Source organism: Lactobacillus rizhaonensis, assembly GCF_036246345.1.
GTDB classification, from domain to species: Bacteria; Bacillota; Bacilli; order Lactobacillales; family Lactobacillaceae; genus Lactobacillus; species Lactobacillus rizhaonensis.
This window is the reverse complement of sequence record NZ_BTTV01000011.1, coordinates 2,213-5,417: the sequence shown is the minus strand read 5'-3', so window position 1 is coordinate 5,417 and position 3,205 is coordinate 2,213. Positions and strand designations below refer to the sequence as shown.

Below are 3,205 nucleotides of genomic sequence, written 5' to 3'. Positions count from 1 at the left end.
GCACGGCAGCGTCCTACCCTCGCAGGCAGTCTCCCACCAACTACTCTCGGCGTGAAGAAGCTTAACTACTGTGTTCGGCATGGTTACAGGTGTTTCCTTCTTGCTCTTGCCACCGTACTTTTTCCTTGTGAGCTTTTACACTCAAAACTAAATATAATCCTTTTAAAAAACCTTTGATTGCCTTGGCGCTTTGGTCAAGTCCTCGACTGATTAGTACTGGTCCGCTCCAAGCCTCACGGCTCTTCCACTCCCAGCCTATCTACCTCTTAGTCTTTGAGGTGTCTTACTACTTTCGTATGGGAAATCTCATCTTGAGGGGGGCTTCGCACTTAGATGCTTTCAGCGCTTATCCCGGCCATACTTAGCTACCCAGCGATGCCTTTGGCAAGACAACTGGTACACCAGCGGTATGTCCATCCCGGTCCTCTCGTACTAAGGACAGCTCCTCGCAAATTTCCTACGCCCACGACGGATAGGGACCGAACTGTCTCACGACGTTCTGAACCCAGCTCGCGTGCCGCTTTAATGGGCGAACAGCCCAACCCTTGGGACCGACTTCAGCCCCAGGATGCGACGAGCCGACATCGAGGTGCCAAACCTCCCCGTCGATGTGAACTCTTGGGGGAGATAAGCCTGTTATCCCCAGGGTAGCTTTTATCCGTTGAGTGATGGCCCTTCCATGCGGTACCACCAGATCACTAAGCCCGACTTTCGTCCCTGCTCGAGTTGTCGCTCTCGCAGTCAAGCTCCCTTATACCTTTGCACTCTGTGAATGATTTCCAACCATTCTGAGGGAACCTTTGGGCGCCTCCGTTACACTTTAGGAGGCGACCGCCCCAGTCAAACTGCCCGTCTGACACTGTCCCATGCCTCGCTTAGAGGCCCTGGTTAGAGCAGCCATCAAACAAGGGTAGTATCCCAACATTGCCTCTGATAACACTGGCGTGCTATCTTCTCCGGCTCCTACCTATCCTGTACATGTTTAACAGCTGCCCAATATCAAATTGCAGTAAAGCTCCATGGGGTCTTTCCGTCCTGTCGCGGGTAACCCGCATCTTCACGGGTATTATAATTTCACCGAGTCTCTCGTTGAGACAGTGCCCAAATCATTACACCTTTCGTGCAGGTCGGAACTTACCCGACAAGGAATTTCGCTACCTTAGGACCGTTATAGTTACGGCCGCCGTTTACTGGGGCTTCAGTTCGCTGCTTCGCTTGCGCTTACAGCTCTCCTTAACCTTCCAGCACCGGGCAGGTGTCAGCCCCTATACGTCGTCTTACGACTTGGCAGAGACCTGTGTTTTTGATAAACAGTTGTTTGGGCCTATTCACTGCGGCTGGCTTTTACACCAGCACCCCTTCTCCCGAAGTTACGGGGCGATTTTGCCGAGTTCCTTAACGAGAGTTCTCTCGCTCACCTGAGTGTTCTCCACTCGACTACCTGTGTCGGTTTGCGGTACGGGTACCTATCTTCTCACTAGAAGCTTTTCTTGGCAGTGTGACGCTTGAACCTTCGCTACTATAATTTCGCTCCTCATCACGCCTTGTGCTTACCAGTAACAAGCATTTGACTCATTACCACACTTGACGCTTAAACATGGCTTCCAGCGCCATGCGTTCTTTGCCTCCTGCGTCCCTCCTTCGCTATTAACGAAGATAAGCAGTACAGGAATCTCTACCTGTTCTCCATCGACTACGCCTTTCGGCCTTGCCTTAGGTCCCGACTTACCCTGGGCGGACGAGCCTGCCCCAGGAAACCTTAGTCTTTCGGCGGATAGGATTCTCACCTATCTTGCGCTACTCATACCGGCATTCTCACTTCTAAACGCTCCATTTATCTTCGCAGTTAAACTTCGCCGCATTTAGAACGCTCTCCTACCACGTGCATTACTGCACATCCACAGTTTCGGTACTATGCTTAGCCCCGGTAAATTTTCGGCGCAGCGTCACTCGACTAGTGAGCTATTACGCACTCTTTTAATGATGGCTGCTTCTGAGCCAACATCCTAGTTGTCTACGCAACTCCACATCCTTTTCCACTTAGCATAGATTTGGGGACCTTAACTGGTGATCTGGGCTGTTTCCCTTTCGACTACGGATCTTATCACTCGCAGTCTGACTCCAGTGCCTTGATCTCTGGAATTCGCAGTTTATCTGAATTCAGTAACCCCTGACGGGCCCTTCGTCCAAACAGAGCTCTACCTCCATGATCACTTCTAGCACCAGGCTAGCCCTAAAGCTATTTCGGAGAGAACCAGCTATCTCCAAGTTCGTTTGGAATTTCACCGCTACCCACAACTCATCCCCGCAATTTTTAACTTACGTGGGTTCGGTCCTCCAGTGCGCTTTACCGCACCTTCAACCTGGTCATGGGTAGGTCACTTGGTTTCGGGTCTACATCAACTAACTACTTCGCCCTCTTCAGACTCGCTTTCGCTCCGGCTCCGTCTTTTCTGACTTAACCTCGCTAATTAACGTAACTCGCCGGTTCATTCTACAAAAGGCACGCCATTACCCCTTAATGGGCTTTGACTATTTGTAGGCACACGGTTTCAGGTTCTCTTTCACTCCCCTCCCGGGGTTCTTTTCACCTTTCCCTCACGGTACTGGTTCACTATCGGTCACAATGTAGTATTTAGCCTTGCGAGATGGTCCTCGCTGCTTCAATCGGGATTCCTCGTGTCCCGACCTACTCAGGATCCTGCTCGGCGCGCTCTGGATTTCGCTTACGGGGCTCTCACCCTCTCTGGCTTACCTTCCCAGGTAATTCTGCTATCCTTTGCGCTGCCTTCTTGCAGTCCTACAACCCCAAATGATAAATCATCTGGTTTGGGCTCTTTCCGTTTCGCTCGCCGCTACTAGGGAAATCGATTTTTCTTTCTCTTCCTGCAGCTACTTAGATGTTTCAGTTCACTGCGTCTTGCCCCAAGTGGCTATTTATTCACCACCTGGTAATGCATCTGCATGCATTGGGTTCCCCCATTCGGATATCTCCGGATCTTTGCGTACTTACTGCTCCCCGAAGCCTTTCGTGGTTCGTCACGTCCTTCTTCGCCTCATTGTGCCTAGGCATTCACCGTGCGCCCTTCTTTACTTGACCTTACTCAAGATACTCTCTCGGTCGCTCTTTAGCAATCTGTTCTCTTTTGATTGTTTCTCGGTTTTTCTTGGATTATATTCAGTTTTCAATGTACTAACTCGTTGG

General features: G+C 50.7%; 2 rRNA genes. Both read right to left on the bottom strand.

Going from position 1 to position 3,205, the window contains the following annotated elements:
- A 5S ribosomal RNA gene (rrf, locus tag AAA915_RS09190) occupies positions 1 to 117 on the bottom strand.
- 73 nt (positions 118 to 190) lie between these two features.
- Positions 191 to 3,100, bottom strand: a 23S ribosomal RNA gene (locus AAA915_RS09185).
- Positions 3,101 to 3,205: the final 105 nt, after the last annotated feature.